The 16,313-nt window shown below is 41.6% G+C and carries 17 protein-coding genes and 1 pseudogene; 6 read left to right on the top strand and 12 right to left on the bottom strand.

The features are described from left to right. Positions 1-87 precede the first annotated feature (87 nt). Positions 88-747: a Crp/Fnr family transcriptional regulator gene (locus QZZ35_RS04630; RefSeq protein ID WP_291236346.1), complete on the bottom strand. Its 660-nt coding sequence runs from the start codon at positions 745-747 to the stop codon at positions 88-90. A 111-nt stretch (positions 748-858) separates the two neighbouring features. On the opposite strand from QZZ35_RS04630, the gene modA reads away from it, so the two are divergent. The 3 genes from modA to QZZ35_RS04615 are packed head-to-tail and all read left to right on the top strand — an operon-like array spanning position 859 to position 3,418. After that, positions 859-1,686 carry a molybdate ABC transporter substrate-binding protein gene (gene modA, locus QZZ35_RS04625; RefSeq protein WP_330635453.1) on the top strand — a complete coding sequence of 276 codons (828 nt, stop codon included), beginning with the start codon at positions 859-861 and terminating at the stop codon, positions 1,684-1,686. Between the two features lie 11 nt (positions 1,687-1,697). Then, positions 1,698-2,372: a molybdate ABC transporter permease subunit gene (gene modB / locus QZZ35_RS04620; RefSeq protein WP_291236345.1), complete on the top strand. Its 675-nt coding sequence runs from the start codon at positions 1,698-1,700 to the stop codon at positions 2,370-2,372. 5 nt (positions 2,373-2,377) lie between these two features. Next, entirely contained in the window at positions 2,378-3,418 is a 1,041-nt protein-coding gene (locus QZZ35_RS04615) for a sulfate/molybdate ABC transporter ATP-binding protein (protein WP_291236344.1), read from the top strand. A gap of 47 nt (positions 3,419-3,465) precedes the next feature. Here the strand turns inward: QZZ35_RS04615 and QZZ35_RS04610 are convergent, their stop codons facing one another. Continuing rightward, complete coding sequence (locus QZZ35_RS04610) at positions 3,466-3,999, bottom strand: hypothetical protein (RefSeq protein ID WP_291236343.1); 534 nt, start codon at positions 3,997-3,999, stop codon at positions 3,466-3,468. 155 nt (positions 4,000-4,154) lie between these two features. Here QZZ35_RS04610 and mscL point away from each other — a divergent pair, with 155 nt between their 5' ends. Beyond that, the gene (gene mscL / locus QZZ35_RS04605; protein ID WP_291236342.1) at positions 4,155-4,568 is read left to right on the top strand and encodes a large conductance mechanosensitive channel protein MscL; all 414 of its coding nucleotides are present in this window, start codon (positions 4,155-4,157) and stop codon (positions 4,566-4,568) included. Positions 4,569-4,620: 52 nt separating this feature from the next. On the opposite strand, the gene QZZ35_RS04600 is transcribed toward mscL, so the two are convergent. The 4 genes from QZZ35_RS04600 to QZZ35_RS04585 all read right to left on the bottom strand — a co-directional run bounded on the left by QZZ35_RS04600 (position 4,621) and on the right by QZZ35_RS04585 (position 8,523). Beyond that, positions 4,621-5,358 (bottom strand): SseB family protein, encoded by a 738-nt coding sequence (locus tag QZZ35_RS04600; RefSeq protein ID WP_291235302.1) that lies wholly within the window; start codon positions 5,356-5,358, stop codon positions 4,621-4,623. A 30-nt stretch (positions 5,359-5,388) separates the two neighbouring features. Beyond that, positions 5,389-6,945 (bottom strand): FGGY-family carbohydrate kinase, encoded by a 1,557-nt coding sequence (locus tag QZZ35_RS04595; protein WP_291236341.1) that lies wholly within the window; start codon positions 6,943-6,945, stop codon positions 5,389-5,391. A 15-nt stretch (positions 6,946-6,960) separates the two neighbouring features. Continuing rightward, positions 6,961-7,593, bottom strand: coding sequence for an endonuclease III domain-containing protein (locus QZZ35_RS04590; RefSeq protein WP_291236340.1), 633 nt, complete (start codon positions 7,591-7,593; stop codon positions 6,961-6,963). A gap of 72 nt (positions 7,594-7,665) precedes the next feature. Continuing rightward, positions 7,666-8,523, bottom strand: coding sequence for a patatin-like phospholipase family protein (locus QZZ35_RS04585; RefSeq protein ID WP_291236339.1), 858 nt, complete (start codon positions 8,521-8,523; stop codon positions 7,666-7,668). 102 nt (positions 8,524-8,625) lie between these two features. Here QZZ35_RS04585 and QZZ35_RS04580 point away from each other — a divergent pair, with 102 nt between their 5' ends. Further along, a complete protein-coding gene (locus QZZ35_RS04580) occupies positions 8,626-9,114 on the top strand; it encodes an NUDIX hydrolase (RefSeq protein ID WP_291236338.1) in 489 nt (162 codons plus the stop codon). 81 nt (positions 9,115-9,195) lie between these two features. On the opposite strand, the gene QZZ35_RS04575 is transcribed toward QZZ35_RS04580, so the two are convergent. The 6 genes from QZZ35_RS04575 to asnB all read right to left on the bottom strand — a co-directional run bounded on the left by QZZ35_RS04575 (position 9,196) and on the right by asnB (position 15,811). After that, positions 9,196-9,528: a DUF1858 domain-containing protein gene (locus tag QZZ35_RS04575; protein WP_291235398.1), complete on the bottom strand. Its 333-nt coding sequence runs from the start codon at positions 9,526-9,528 to the stop codon at positions 9,196-9,198. Between the two features lie 109 nt (positions 9,529-9,637). Next, complete coding sequence (locus QZZ35_RS04570) at positions 9,638-10,456, bottom strand: DNA-3-methyladenine glycosylase family protein (RefSeq protein ID WP_291236337.1); 819 nt, start codon at positions 10,454-10,456, stop codon at positions 9,638-9,640. Between the two features lie 96 nt (positions 10,457-10,552). After that, positions 10,553-11,962, bottom strand: coding sequence for an amidophosphoribosyltransferase (locus QZZ35_RS04565; protein WP_291236347.1), 1,410 nt, complete (start codon positions 11,960-11,962; stop codon positions 10,553-10,555). 52 nt (positions 11,963-12,014) lie between these two features. Then, positions 12,015-12,698, bottom strand: a complete 684-nt coding sequence (locus tag QZZ35_RS04560) for a phosphoribosylaminoimidazolesuccinocarboxamide synthase (protein ID WP_291235396.1) — start codon at positions 12,696-12,698, stop codon at positions 12,015-12,017. A gap of 173 nt (positions 12,699-12,871) precedes the next feature. Next, on the bottom strand, positions 12,872-14,239 hold the full coding sequence (locus QZZ35_RS04555; protein WP_291236336.1) for an MATE family efflux transporter: 1,368 nt from the start codon (positions 14,237-14,239) through the stop codon (positions 12,872-12,874). A 33-nt stretch (positions 14,240-14,272) separates the two neighbouring features. Then, a complete protein-coding gene (gene asnB, locus QZZ35_RS04550) occupies positions 14,273-15,811 on the bottom strand; it encodes an asparagine synthase (glutamine-hydrolyzing) (RefSeq protein ID WP_291236335.1) in 1,539 nt (512 codons plus the stop codon). 185 nt (positions 15,812-15,996) lie between these two features. Between asnB and QZZ35_RS04545 the strand changes: the two are divergent. Continuing rightward, positions 15,997-16,313 (top strand): annotated as a pseudogene (locus QZZ35_RS04545) (TrmH family RNA methyltransferase); the annotation flags it as partial.

The raw sequence follows: 16,313 nt of genomic DNA, 5'->3' as shown, positions 1-16,313 counted from the left end.
TCGATATAATCTTTCAAGGTTAATCCCCCGAAAATGCTGTTTTTACAGTGTATGCTGCCATGCAAAGCAATATGAGATATCTAAAGATCATTCCAGCAGCTCAAACTCATTTTTCCTGAACCGGATGATCCCCTCCTGCTGCATAAGACTTAATTCATGGGACAACGCACTCCGATTGACGCACAAAAAAGAGGCCAGTTCATCCCTTGAAAAGGGAATTTTAATCTTTCTGCTCCCCCTTTTATCTGCCTGCATGGTCAGATAAGTCATGATCCGCTCCCTGAGCCCCTTCTGAGCAAGAATGGCCAAACGGTATTCTTTTTTTATATTATCATGTGAAATCATGATTAGAAGCTTGTTCAATATATCCAGACGATAGGATTCATCCAGGGTACCCTGTCTAAATAAAAAATCAGAAGGAATAAACAACACTTTTGACGGAACAGAAGCCATGGCATAATAAGGCGATATTTTTGTTCGTGTGCAGATCAGATCTATTCCGATGACCTGATGCGGTCCGAGCACATTCATCAGGCTTGTTTCCCCATTTGAATATATATGAAGTATATGAACCTTTCCGGAAATAATAATCCCAAAGTAATCCACATAATCCTGATACATGATCATATATTTCCCCTTCGAAATATCCTGAACATGCGCCATCGGCAAAATATCCCGCTGAATGACCGCAAGAGGGAGATTCATAAATAATCTGCATTTCTTAATCGCTTCCGCATACATTTCCATCGAATCACATCCTTTTTTCTAAATTATATCAGCAAAAAGTTGTCCGGACAACTTACATTTATCCCATATTGTTTTATAGTAACGGATAGAAGATGTTTTGGAGGTAGGATTATGAAAAAAGCACTTTTTATGTTGATGTCATTATGCATGACGCTCGGTCTTATAACCGGCTGTAATAATAAGAAGGCGGATTCCGCTGAAAATTCAGAACTGATCGTATTTGCGGCCGCATCCATGACAGAAACACTCACGGAACTTGGAAACACTTATATGGCTGACCATCCGGAAGTAAATATTCAATTTAATTTTGATTCTTCCGGAACTTTAAAAACTCAGATTGAAGAAGGTGCCGACTGTGATATTTTTATCTCTGCCGGTCAGAAACAGATGAACCAGCTGGATATCTCGGCAGATGCTGAAATTAACACAGACGGTCTCGATTTTGTTCTGGAAGATACCCGTTTCAATATTCTTGAAAACAAAGTCGCTCTGGCTGTTCCTGAAGGCAATCCTGCAAATATTCAATCCTATGATGACCTGAAAAAAGGATTAACTGATGGAACAATCATGCTTGCGATGGGAAATTCAGATGTGCCTGTAGGCCAGTATACTCAGAAGATTCTTGACTATTTCGGACTGGATGAAGAAGCTCTTGCCGCTTCCGGATGTATTACCTACGGTTCAAATGTTAAAGAAGTGACCTCTCAGGTATCGGAAGCTGCTGTTGACTGCGGAATTATTTATGCTACAGACGCTTATTCCGCCGGACTTACGATTGTTGATACTGCAACAGCAGAAATGTGCGGTCAGGTCATTTACCCTGCTGCTGTCATTAAAACTTCTAAAAATCCGGATGCAGCCCGTGCTTTTCTGGATTATCTGACAAGCAGCGATGCCGATGCTGTTTTTGAATCTGTCGGTTTTACACCGATCAAATAAGGAAGGATTTTATGGATTGGTTTCCTCTGTTTAATTCACTTCGTATTGCGCTGTTAAGCAGTCTGATTACATTTTTTATCGGGCTGCTCTCAGCCTATTATATTTCAAAAGCTCCCCGCTTTGTCAAAGGTGTACTGGACGTCATTTTTACGCTGCCTCTTGTTTTACCTCCCACCGTCGTAGGTTACCTTCTGCTGCGTGTGCTCGGTCCAAAACGTATGATCGGCGCCTGGTTTTTAGAAAACTTTGGCATTAAACTTACAATGACCTGGTGGTCAGCCATTTTCGCCACCACCGTTGTTATTTTCCCTCTCATGTACCGCACGGCCCGGGGAGCCTTCGAATCCTTTGACGAGACACTTGCTTACTCGGCCCAGACCCTTGGCCTGTCAAATACTTATATTTTCTGGAAAATACGGATGCCCTGCTGCAGACAGGGCATACTTGCCGGAACCGTTCTCGCTTTTGCCCGCGCCCTCGGAGAATACGGTGCAACAAGCATGATCGCCGGGTATACCCCCGGACACACGGCAACCATATCCACTACGGTTTATCAGCTGTGGCGTACCAATAATGATGCTCTGGCCTTCAAATGGGTACTTGTTAATCTTGCTATATCCTTTGTTGTTTTACTTGCTATAAACATGCTGGAAAAGAAAAATCAAAGGCTTACAAAGGAAGGATGATCATCATGTCACTCTATGTGGATATTGAAAAAAAACTTGGAAATTTTCATTTGAACGTAAAATTTAAAGCTAAAGATGAGACCCTGGCACTGCTCGGTGCTTCCGGCTGCGGAAAAAGTATGACACTGAAATGTATAGCGGGAATCGAAAAACCGGACACAGGAAAGATCGTATTGAACGAACGTACATTATTTGACTCAAAGGAAGAGATCAATCTTACGCCTCAGCAGCGAAATATCGGTTTTATGTTCCAAAATTATGCTTTATTTCCAAATATGACTGTATTTGAAAATATTAAAGCCGGTACTGTCCGGGAAAAGGACAAGAAAAACAGAAAAGCCCGGACATATGATGCGATTGAAAGATTCCACCTTTCCGGTCTTGAAAATCATTATCCTTCCCAGCTTTCCGGCGGACAGCAGCAGCGTGTGGCTCTTGCCCGCATTCTTGTTTCAAACCCTGAGATCCTCCTTCTGGATGAACCCTTTTCTGCTCTTGACAGCCATCTGCGTTTCCAGCTTGAACAGGAAATCCGCAATGTTATCCGGGATTTTGGAAAAACGGTTATTCTCGTGTCTCACAACAGGGATGAAATTTTTCGCATGACGGACTCGATCGCCATTATCCATAACGGACACGTGGAAACCTCCGGTTCAAAAGAACAGATTTTTACCACACCGAAAACCCCGTATTCGGCGGCTCTCGTCGGCTATAAAAATATTTCGAAAATCGAAAAAATCGATGATACCCATATCTATGCGTCTGATTGGGGAGTTACTCTGGAATTACCTCAGATTCCCCAGGATATGCACCATGTTGCCATTAAAATGTCCGATATCACCACCGAACTTTCGGATAATATATCCGACTTCAGAGTGATAGAGGAAGTTGAAAATTCCTTTTCTTACACCCTCTCACTCCTTCCCGATCAAGCCGGGATATCCTCACCGATTTTCTGGGAAACGGATAAAAAAACATGGGAACACATACGAAATGAATCTGTAAAACTCAGTTTACCTTCATCGAAACTTTTACCCTTATCCTGAAAAACCGATGGCAGCGACGAATATCCGTCGAAACCATCGGTTCATTTTTATAATAAATCATCCATGGAAAATTTACTCATAAGTGATTCTAAATCACCAAGTTCATCATCTTCACCAAATCCAAGGAAGGACTCCAGTGCCTGGATCTCATTAACAGCCGCTTCCACATTCGTCATTCTGCGCATCAGTAATGCTCCCTCACCGGAAAGCTTTGGCTCCTCAGTGTGAAGTACAAAAGATGGTCCCTGATATTCCGGATTCACCTGTGACGGATCATTTGCAAACTGAATAATATCCGGATCAACCTTTGTCATCAGGTAAGATGCACGAACAATTCTATATTCATATGGCATATCCATCATCTCATCGTGCTCTTTTGCCCACTCGATCAGCCTTCCCCAATATTCAATTGGATAATAACAAAACTCATTGATCATATCCGGATCCAGCGATTTTTTTATAAATTCTTCTCTTGGTGCTTCATTCTCCCATAACTGAACCCATTCATTAAAGCATTCCAATGCTTTCTCATCCACTTCATCACGATCAATGTCTGTGTCCATTAACTCTCTCCAATTCATAATTCATCCTCCTGTCTCATCAAATAATCATTGAGCCTATTATACCTTTAGAAAAAGTGCATTTCAAGACATGAAGGTTTAAAAAAATAGGTTTCCATCCTGCAATTGTTTATGGTATACTATATTTCACACATTATATTTATTGGAGGTGCTTTATGAAAAAATTCATTCAGGAATTTAAAGCCTTTGCTCTTCGCGGTAACGTGATGGATATGGCCATCGGTGTTATTATCGGTGGTGCTTTCTCCGGAATCGTAACGTCTTTAACAGAGAACTTCATCAACCCTATTATCAATTTTGTTACCGGACAGGCTACATATACTGCAGCAGATATCGGTCAGTTTGCTACAAACTTTGGTAGTGCCGTTGTTAATTTCATCATTCTCGCTTTCATCCTGTTCTGTCTCATCAAGACCATGAATAAGCTTATGTCCATCGGACATAAAGAAGAAGCACCGGCAGCGCCTACAACAAAGACCTGCCCGTTCTGCAAAAGTGAGATTGCTATTGAAGCAACCCGCTGTCCTCACTGTACTTCTGTTCTTCCGGAAGAAGAAAAAGAAGCATAGTATAAAATCAGAGACCTTTGCACATAGATATATGTACTCGGGTCTCTTATTTTTATCTGATCTTTAACGGAACATTAACACTTAAAGGATTGATCAAAATACCAACCGCCTCCGGAGGTAAATTTTCTCTGATCTTTTCAGCCTTGATCATACCTGTCCCAAATTTTTCTTTCGCATTCACCATCTGGAATTTTCTAAATTCCTGAATGTCTGTGAATACCGGAAGAAAAACATGTCCCTCTTTATTCTTCATAATGACAATGCCCTTGTCCTCACGCATAGCAATGATCAGCGTGGCCTCACTATAATGGGTCATCATCTCTTCCTGAAGTTCTTTTAAAGTGTCTGTCAACTCTTTATGCTGCTTTCTGCGCAGTTCCTGCATAAAGTATAAAGCAGTCAGATGGAGCGGACGATTTTCAATCCGGATGACGCCATCCGGAAGTTTCTGGTCTTCCGGCTTTTTCACAAGTTCTTCCAGCTGTATCTTTATTTCATTTTCCGTACCGCAATTGACAAACATACAGTTTACGCCCATCGGGTATAAACCGGAATAAAATGCAAGAAAGTTTTTATTTTCAATTTTTATAACCTGAACAGGCTGAGCTTCTTCATTGAGTTTTTTCGCTTCCCGGTCTGCATCGTCCTTTTCAAAAAATATAAAGACTTCGTCGTCATAAGTTTCCGGATCACAAAGCACAAAGGGCATGCGTGTACATCCGGACAAAATAACATAAATATTTTCCCGCACTCTTAGTTGCTGTAATACTGTATTTTTGTCTGTATTCATCTTTTTTTACCTCTTCTAAGTTACCTGTTATCAGATTTTATTTCTAAGTTGTTCTAAAATGTCAAAAATATTACCCATATTCTGTTTTACAAGACGTTTCTGTATCTCGTATAACTGACGGTATTTTTCTGTATTTGCCGCTTCCGGAACATAGTTCTTCTTTATTTCAAGATAGCCTTCCAGCCTTTCTCTGATATCCTCAACCTCATTGACTGCATAAGCGCCAAATAAACAGTTAGTCACCACGGCTCCCCCTGCATTTTTCAAAGTGATGACTTTACTTCCAAGCATATCTGACTTCATCTGATTCCATAAGTCATCCCGGCTTCCGCCTTCAGTGATAGCTACACGGCTTAAATCCGCACCGGCTTCCCGGTAGATATCTGTAATCTCCATGTAATCATAACCAATGGCCTCAAGAACCGCACGCCATAAAACAGACTGATCTGTATCCAGCGTCATATTTAAGAAGCATCCGCTGGCATTGGCAATCTCGCCCATGCCTCCGGTAAGATATGGAAGGAATAAAACCCCATTGGAACCCACAGGAACTTTGGATGCCGCTTCGCTCAGCTGCTGATAATAATCTCCATCCGCTTCCTGATGGCAGACATTGTCCTTAAACCAGCGAAGTGCAAGACCTCCGGTCCGGATAAATCCCCAATAAAAATAGGTATTTGGAAGTGTTCCGCTGTTAAAAATCAATCCGCTTCCCTTTCGGCTCAGTCCCGGCACAATACCGTCCGTTGAAACACAAAACATGGAACATGTGCCTGCCACATCGACAGCATGACCAGCTTCAAGAATACCGCTGCCGATCATGGACTGCATCGTATCCCCTGCACCGGCACAGACAGGAATACCTTCCGGAAGTCCTGTCTTTTCCGCCATAGCTTCTGTCAGATGACCAACGATATCCCATGGTTTTAATATACGAGGCATATATCCCGGATCAATGCCTAAAATATCCAATTGCTCTTTGGACCATTCTTTTTTATAAACATCGTATCCAAGTCCCCAGCCCGACATAGCGCCCCAGTCAATAAACATATCTTTTGCACTGAGCCCTGCAAGATGGGCCAGTACATAGGGCGCATTGTGAATAAATTTGGCACCCTTCTCTTTAAATTCCTGGCTGTTTTCCAAAAACCACCGGGCAAACATGGCAGGAAACATACAATTGGCCTCTGCATTTCCTGTTTCTTTTCCCCAAATATCCAGATTCATCTCATTTATTTTCCTTACATCCGCTTCCGTACGAGAATCCAGATAATTGATATATGGTGTAATGGCATTGCCATCTGCATCAACACCGGCAATACCGCATATAATACCATCGCCCATAATAGACTGAATATTCTCAACACAAAGTCCCTTATCCTTCATCTGATCTGCGCAGGATTTAAGGCACTGAAGGGTCAGATTCAAATATTCATCCACATCCATCTCCACCCATCCCGGATTCGGATAATATAAAGTGGTTGGAAGGCTTGCTGATGCCACACATTCCATGGCTTCATTACAGATAACAACTTTAACACTCTGAGTACCGGCATCAAAACCAGCATAATACTTTTCTGATGTCATTCTTTTTCCTCGATTCTAAAAATTTTTTTCACATATATCTTCAAGACAACATTTGTCACAATAGGGTTTGGTTCGTGCTGTACATACATCTCTTCCATGGAAAACCAGTCTGTGGCAGAAATCACTGCCCTCCTCTGGAGGAACCAGTTTCCATAATGCCATCTCGACTTTCTTCGGCTCTTTAATACCCTCTACAATGCCGATACGATTGACAAGACGTATACAATGTGTATCTGTTACTATGGCAGGTTCCCCAAAGACATCGCCCATGATCAGATTGGCACTTTTTCTTCCCACTCCCGGAAGTTTTAAAATCGCATTAAAATCCTTCGGAATCTTGCCGCCGTACTCGTCTCTTAACATTTTCATGCAGGCATTAATGTCCCTCGCTTTACTTCTCCCGAGACCACATGGGCGCACAATCGCCTCAATATCATCCACGGAAGCTTCTGCCAATGCATTAATATCCGGGTACTTTTCATATAATCCTTCAACGACCACATTGACACGGGCATCTGTACACTGTGCAGCAAGACGGACACTGACAAGAAGTTTCCAGGCCTCATCATAATCCAGCGTGCATCCCGCATCCGGATATTCTTTTTTTAATCGTTCGATGACTTCCAATGTCAATTCTTCTTTTGTCATCCTCTATCTCCTCGTATATCTTCAATAGTTTAAGATATTCCTATGATACCATAAATCTTTTTCCATGTAACTTTAATTGTCCTCATTTTCTAAAAAATCTTTCATTTTTTTCAACTGGCTGAGGGCATCTTTTCTTCCCATATCATACACCATTCTCAGTTTCTCCGGATCTTTTTCCGTCCGTCCGATCGGTATTTTGCTGCTTGGCTGTATAACAAATACTTTGCCCTGTCTTTCCAGTTTTCTGACTTTTGAAATCGAAGCATTATATTTTAAATGTCTTTGTTCCATAGCTTTTCCGATTGCCGGATATTTTTTCATAAGTGCCCGGATAACCGGTGTAAATTTACTTTTCTTTTTTCTGTAGCCATCATGACGTGTAAGAATTACAATGCTCTTATCATATCCCTGACGCATAAACCAGGACACCGGAATCGAATCGGAAATCCCGCCGTCCAGAAGGTCATACCCGTCTACAGAAACGACTTTCGAGACAATCGGCATCGATGCGGATGCCCGCATCCATAAAATGTCATTGGCATCGCCTTTATTGCATAAATGATATATCGGACGGCCGGTATGTACATCGGTGCACACAACATAAAAATCCATAGGATTTTCTTCATAAGCTTTCTGGTCAAAAGGATCCAGTATCTCAGGAATCATATGATAACAAAAGTCAACGCCATATAAGTCCCCTGTCTTGATCAATGTACCGAGACTTGAATATCTGGGATCTCTGCAGTATTTCGTATTGTAGCGAATCACGCGTCCGATCTGCCCGGATTTGTAATTGCATCCGAAAACTGCCCCCGCGGATACCCCGACAGCACCATCCACTTTTATGCCATTCTCCATCATAACATCTAAAACACCTGCGGTGTACATCCCTCTCATGGCACCGCCTTCTAAGACCAGTCCTGTCTTCATGTCTACCACACTCACTTTCCAAATAAAGATTGACTTCATTGACATTCCATGTCAACCGGTTTAAGATAAATAAAAAAAACTAAAACAGAAAGCTGAAAATTTATGAAAGAAAAAAGTAATTTAACTACACTGTGCTATATCGAGCACAATGACTGCTATCTCATGATGCATCGCATCTCTAAAAAAAATGATATTAATCAGGGAAAATGGATCGGTGTCGGCGGCCATTTTGAGGCCAATGAAAGCCCCGAAGACTGTCTGATCCGAGAAGTTCAGGAAGAAACCGGACTTACACTGACACACTACCGTCTCCGCGGTATCATTACCTTCATATCCAACAATTGGGGCTGCGAATATATGCATCTGTACACCGCCGACGGATTTGAAGGTTCTCCGGATCCTGAGCAGATGGCAGCCTGCAATGAAGGTATTTTAAAATGGATCCCAAAATCTGAAATCTATGATCTCAATCTCTGGGAAGGAGACCGGATCTTTTTAAAACTTCTCATGGAAACAGATAACTTCTTTTCCCTGAAACTTGAATATGACGGTGACGATCTCATCCATACTTCATCTCAGATTTATGATTAATTGATCACTCAGATATAAAACCCCTTGGGTACCTGTTTTTGGTATCCCCCAAGGGGTCTTCTTCATTGGTATTCTAATATTTCAGGCATTCTCATCCAGATATTTCTGAATCTTACTCAGCATGATGTCTGCGTCCAGACCATGTACAATACAAGCGTCCGCAAGTGATTCATTGGCAGAAGATGTACATGTGACACAGTGGAGCCCGTTTGACATAAGAAATTCTCCCATTCCTTTATCCATCTTAATAATATGCCCCATCGTCGTTTCCTTTGTAATCTTTCCATCATCGTTCAATGTTTCTGCATTTTTTCCGGATCCTTCTTCAAATATCTCCTCTCTTTTTACTGTGCAAACACAATAGATCGCCAGTGGTATACCAATAACAAGTGCAGCAATGATCACAGCCTGCATGTGTCATCCGTCCTTTCTGTAAATTCTCGTAACTCTATATCTTATAGCTCATCATACCACAGAAAGCATGAAACTGCCATAACCTATTCATGAATTCTTTCTAAATTCTTTATTCCTTCTGTTTTCCAAACAGTTCATAATGGAAAATATACTGCTGCATGATTCCCTGCATTCCTTTATAACGCCGGTTCGGAAATCCCCGTTTATAATGTTTTTCCATCACCTGATTCATATGTGTATCCCTCGGAAAAGCTTCCAGATGGTGCAAAGCAAAAAGACATATACAGTCTGCTACCTTATCTCCCACACCAAAAAGTTTTAACAATTCCGCTTTCGCCTTTTTGTAAGACATGCTGCGGATCTTATCCAGATTCACATTTCCGAATACAACATCCCTCGCTGTACGTACAACATATTTGCTTCGATAGCCGAGATTACAGGCTTTTAAATCATCCTCGCCCAACTGTGCCAATACTTCCGGTTCAGGAAAAGCATAATAGGAAATCCCATCGTCTGTTACACATTCTTTTCCATAAGCCTCACAAATGTTTTGAACACAGCGCCGGATGCGAACAATATTATTCTGCTGAGATATTAAAAAGGTCACGATCATCTCCCACAGATCCTGATGAAGTATCCGGATGCCTGAACCGAACTCTGCGGCATCTGCAAGATAGGTATCTCTCGGATTGATTTTATCGATACACTCACCATAATCCCTTCCCAGGTCAAAATAATCAGACCAGAAATTTTCAAATGTCCTGTCATCACAGTAAAATTCGCAAATTTCTCCCCTCTGAAAAATTTCCAGATATCTGTTTCCCGCAATGACCCGGTATCTGCCATGATCCACGGCCTCCATGCGGAAACACTGACCTGACCGGCAGATCTGCTCTATATTAAAATGTTTTATTTCACGCTTTATCATTCTCGTAGCTCCCGTATTTTGATGTATCATCCGGACACGATTAAACATCAAAAGGCAAAGCCGTTAACGACTTTGCCCCTTCTTTTTTCTATTCGATTATTCTTTACCGTTCCAGCAATATGTACAGAGCTTGCACGGTTCTACACCGATGGCTCTCTCCAGTTCATCCAGACGTGCAAAATCCAAAGATGTGAAATTCAGCTGTCTGCAGATTTCATCTACCATCTTTTTATATTTCTCGCTGTCCGGATCCGCATATTCCTGTATTGTTTCAAGGCTGACATCATCTGTTCCCTCAAAATCACAGATAATACGACGGGAAATTAAATCCATCTCAGATTTAAAACGTGCAAAATTCAAATATTTACATCCGAACATAATCGGAGGACATGCCGGACGAACATGTACTTCTTTAGCTCCCGACTCGTAAAGAAATTCTGTTGTTTCACCAAGCTGTGTACCACGAACAATAGAATCATCAATCAGCAATAATCTCTGATCTTTGATCAGTTCCTGTACAGGAATCAGTTTCATCTTAGCGATCAGATTTCGCTCAACCTGATTCTGAGGCATAAAAGATCTTGGCCATGTTGGTGTGTATTTGATAAACGGACGCGCATATGTCATACCGGATTCATTTGCATATCCAACGGCATGTGCAATACCGGAATCCGGGACACCGGCAACGATGTCCACGCTCACATGATCACGTTTTGCCATCTCTTTACCACAATTATAACGCATGATCTCAACGTTCTTTCCTTCATAAGTTGATGTCGGATATCCATAGTATACCCAGAGGAAAGAACACATACGCATCTCTTCATTTGCTTCTTTCAGAACTTCATAACCGTCACTGTTGATAAATACGATCTCGCCAGGTCCCAAATCTTTAACATGATGGTAGCCAAGATTCATAAATGCAGAAGTCTCAAATGTTACACAGTAAGCATCATCCTTTTTAGCAATGACCACCGGTGTACGTCCCCATCGGTCACGAGAACAGTAGATGCCCTCTTTTGTCATGATCAGAACACTCATGGAGCCTTCAACAACTTCCTGCACATGTGCAAGACCTTCAACAATTGAATCTTTCTGGTTAACTAATGCTGCGATCAGTTCTGTCGCATTGATCTTGCCTGAACTCATCTCCAGAAACTGTGTTGTTCCAAAGGAAAAACATTCTTCTTTCAGTTTTTCAATGTTATTAATTCTTCCAACTGTTGTGATGGCAAAAGAGCCAAGATGAGAGTTCACAAGCAATGGCTGAGGTTCTGTATCCGAAATAGAACCGATACCGATATTTCCCTTAAATCCGTCAATGTCTTTCGAAAACTTTGATCTGAAAGGCGCATTTTCAATATTATGAATCGCTCTCTCAAAACCTTCCTCATTACATACAGCCAGACCACCTCTTCTGGCACCCAGATGGGTGTGGTAATCCACACCAAAATATAAATCTACAACACAATCCTTCTTTGATGCAACGCCAAAGAAACCGCCCATATTAATTTCCTTTCTGTGCACAGCCATTCATGGCTATTTTCATGTTCCAGTACTATCTGTTTAAAATCAAGCTTGTCAATTCAACCGGATCAACAATCACACCGTCTTTATATACGCGCATATTTCCGGAAGCGATTTCATCAATCAGAATAACTTCATCATTGTTGTAACCAAATTCAAATTTAATATCCCATAAATCCAGACCAATTGATTTAAGATCTTCTGCAACGATCTTTGTAATCTTTAATGTCTGTTCTTTCATACTTTCGAACATCTCTTTCGACATGATTCCGAGAGCAGCCAAGCCTTCGCTTGTTACTAATGGATCCCCTTTAGCATCATTTTTGAAAGTACATTCAACATATCCGCCTTCAAGCACTGTGCCGTCTGCGATATATTCTTCATAACGACGGATAAAGCTTCCTGTTGCAACTAAACGACAGATAACTTCCAATCCATGTCCGAATACTTTTGCCGGTAAAACTTCCATTGTTGCTTCTTCCACGTTAGCACTGACATAATGTGTCTTGATACCTGCTTTTTTAAGCAATTCAAAGTAATGGATGGATGTCTGAAGATTTGCACGACCGATTCCCTCGATTGTTAAACCGACAGAATTCTCACCCGGATCAAATACCCCGTCTTTTCCTGTACAGTCATCCTTGAATTTTAATAACACATTACCATTATCAAGACTGAATACATCTTTTGTTTTTCCAACATAAATTTTTTCCATTTTTTTCCTCCCGTTTGTCGAAAATGTTGATTTGCTCTCCTGCGATTTTTTACCCTCCAGATAAAATCACATCTGTATTATATTCAAAATAGGCTTTCTTGTAAAGTAAGGAATATTCTTGCATAAAAGGAAATACAAGGACGAATTAACATTTTCTGTATATTTTTCTTATTCTATCCACATATTTCAGACATTTTTCTTAATTCTATCCGCAGCATCCACAATGAGATCGCCGCAGCAAGGAAATCGGAAATCGGACCTGCATACATGATTCCGTCAATTCCCATAACCAATGGAAAAATAATAATCAGAGGAAGTAAAAACAAAATCTGCCGTGTCAAAGCTAAAAATGTTCCTTTTAACGGCTTTCCGATCGCTGAACAGAAGGTGGATGTCAACGGCTGAATGTTATTCAGAAATGTACAAAACATATAAATGTGAAAATATCTCTCCGCAAATCTGAAATACATCTCAGACCCATCACCAAATAATCCGATGATCTGTCTCGGAAACAGCTGAAACATAATAAAGGCCACAATACAGATGATCGAACCCGAAACAAAACTCAACCGGACCGCCTGCTTCACCCGGTCATATTTTTTGGCACCGTAATTAAAGCTGACGATCGGCTGCATTCCCTGGGCAATACCGATACATACGGAAAAGAACACCATACCGACTTTACTTATAATGCCCGCACAGGCCAGCGGTATCGATTCTCCGTAGGTCGATGCAGCCCCGTAATGTGTCAGTGAATTATTCATCACAATCTGAACGATCATCATAGCCACCTGATTCAAAGCCTGAGCCAGTCCAAGACTCATGGCATAACCGGCCACACCGATCTGAGGCAGCAAATGTTTTTTCTCCAATTTTCCTGATTTATAGTGACATAAATAATATAATACAAGACATCCGGATACGATCTGACCAAAAATTGTCGCCAGAGCAGCTCCGGTCATTCCCATATTGAACTTAAAAATCAACAGAGGATCCAGTATCGTATTGATCACAGCTCCTGCCAGATTACATGCCATCGAATATACCGGGCTTCCGTCTGCACGAACTAAATGGGCTCCGCCGGATGTCAGAATGAGAAACGGAAAGCCAATGGCTGTTATGCGCACATACTCTTTCGCATATCCCAATACATTATCCGGTGAACCGAAAAAGGTCAGCATAGGCTCCAGAAATAATTCTGTGACTACGCACAAGATCACGCCTCCGGCAACCATCAAAGATGCTGCATTGCCTATATAGTAAAAGGCCTTCTCCCGTTCTCCTTTCCCCATAGACAGATTAAACGCAGCAGCGCCGCCGATTCCAAGCAAAAGGGCAATGGCAATGCACACGGTGGACAGAGGAAATGCCACATTGGTTGCCGCATTTCCCAGTTCACCGATGCTGTGACCAATAAAAATCTGATCCACAATATTATAAAGCGCACTTACGATCATAGCGATAATACTCGGAACGGCAAATTTACGCACAAGACTGCCAATCGGAGCCGTTCCAAGCGGATTCGCTGATGCCTGATTCATCCTTCAACCCCTCTTCCTGTGTTCATTATTCCCCTAACGTTTTACAAAGTATTCCTCATACCAAACTAAGAAGGTATAAATTGTCCACACTTTTCTCCAGTTATCTGAATTACCGCCGATATAATCATCAAAAATTGCATTGATCTCATCCAGATTAAAAAATTTTGCCGCCATATCACTGTGGAATTTTGCCTGCACATCCTGATTGTAACGTTCATCTGCCATCCAGATACGAATCGGCACGATAAAGCCAAGTTTCTTTCGGAATGCAATCTCTTCCGGAAGGACTTTAGCCGCTGCCGTACGGAAGGCCACCTTGTTCTGCTCCTCATTCACTTTATATTTTGAAGGCATTCTGGACGCAATATCAAAAATTCTTTTATCTGTCAGAGGCATTCGAACCTCAAGTCCGAATGCTGTACTCATCTTATCCACATTCAGGTAAATATCGCCCTCAAGCCAGATCTGAATATCCACATCCGACATCTTAGAAAGGGGATCCAGTCCTTCATTTTCCTCATAAATATCTTTTACAAGGTTGATCGGAAGCACACTCGCATCATAGTTTTTAAGAATACGCTGCTTCTCATCCTCTTTCATAATGTTCGTATTGCCCACATAAAATGTCTTAAGATTATCGCCATAGCGCTCCGCATTGCGATACATGTTATAACCGCCGAAAAATTCATCCGAGCCTTCGCCTGAGTAACAGATCTTTGAATGTTCTGCGGTTGCCTTACATCCAAGTGTAAATGCAATCGCAGACGCATCTGCCAGAGGCTGCTCCATGTTGTACATAACAAAAGGTACGATTTCAAAATATTCCTCCGGAGAGATAATACATTTTGAAATTCCCCGGCCAAGAATATTTGCTGTCTGTTCTGCCATCTTTGACTCATCAAAACGTTCTTCAACATAACCGCATGTATCCGTCATCTTCACATCGGACATGGCCAGAACATAAGAGGAATCCACACCGCCGGAGAGAAAGGATTCTGCATACTCATCCTCTGTCTTAACTTCCGGCATGATCTTTCCAAGAGTTGTATGAATCTCATCTGCCCACTCTTCAAGACTTTTGCTCTCGTCCGGATGAAATTCCGGTTTCCAGTATCGCTTAATTTCAAGACTACCCTTCTTCCAGATCATATAACGTCCCGGTAAAAGTTTCTTCACGCCCTTAAAGAAAGTTTCTTCACCGGCCACATAAGTCAGACTTAAATAAATCTGGAGCATTTTTTCATTCAGCTCTTTGACAAATCCGGGCTGATCCATAATCTGACGGATCATCGTTCCGTAAAGAAGATTGCCATCTTCTGTCACATAATAATAAAATGGTTTTGTCCCGAAAGGATCTCTCAGGCAGAACAGTTCTTCCTCTTTGTCATCCCATAAGGCAAAGGCAAACATTCCATGCATATGGTCTGCCATATCATAGCGCCATGTCTCAAAAGCCTTAATTAAAATGGCTTCTTCCCTTTCTTCCCGCGCAAGCGATGGATCGATCTTTAATTCTTCACAAAGCGCTTCCCAGTTTCTTATATGTCCTCTGTATTCTTTGACCTTTATCATATTGTAACCTCACTTATATTCCTGTATTTTTGAATATAGTGTATCACACTCTCAGAAATTCATCAACAAACCGGCTTTCCTATTCTTCCCTAAATCCCCAAAATCCGATAAACTCTCCGTTTGACACCAATGTCCGCGGATATTATAATGTCTTAAATAAAATAGTCTGTTTTAAGGAGATCTCTATGCCGAATATTATTGAAATAACTGACTTCGAAGCACCCGAACTGGATGTCTATGCCCGACTTTCGGAAGGTCAGCTTTTAAACCGCCACGAACCGGAAAAAGGGCTTTTTATTGCCGAAAGTCCAAAAGTTATTGAGCGTGCTCTTGATGCCGGATGTGCGCCTGTGTCCCTTCTGCTCGAAAAAAAACATATTGACGGACAGGCAAAAGACATTGTTGCACGCTGTGAAAATGTTCCTGTCTATACAGCAGAATTTGATGTTCTCACCAAACTGACCGGTTTTAAACTGACCCGCGGCGCCCTCTGTGCCATGCG

The organism is Frisingicoccus sp. (assembly GCA_016298055.1).
Classification (GTDB): domain Bacteria; phylum Bacillota; class Clostridia; order Lachnospirales; family Lachnospiraceae; genus Frisingicoccus.
The sequence above is the reverse complement of the archived record's forward strand: the minus strand, read 5'-3'. Positions and strand labels throughout refer to the sequence as shown.